We start from the raw sequence: 234 nt of genomic DNA on the forward strand, positions 1-234 counted from the left end.
TAAAGCAAATGTCGTTGGCTCTGCATGAACACCGTGCGTTCTTCCCATCATATTCGTGTATTTATGCTCTTTCGCTTTGTTAGCTAAAATGCTAACGAAGTTTTCAAAGTCTTTTAACAAGATTTCATTTGCTTGTTTTAAGATGTAAGAAAAAGCTGTATCTACTACGTCTGTAGATGTTAACCCGTAATGAACCCATTTGCGTTCTTCACCTAATGTTGGTGTTTCTGATAC

General features: G+C 36.8%; 1 protein-coding gene. It reads right to left on the reverse strand.

Translation table 11 applies throughout. From position 1 onward, the window contains the following. Positions 1–234 (reverse strand): lyase family protein (locus JDS98_RS29930; protein ID WP_242481005.1); only part of this gene is annotated, 234 nt, incomplete at both ends.

The organism is Bacillus cereus group sp. N11, assembly GCF_016483605.1.
Lineage (GTDB): Bacteria > Bacillota > Bacilli > Bacillales > Bacillaceae_G > Bacillus_A > Bacillus_A toyonensis.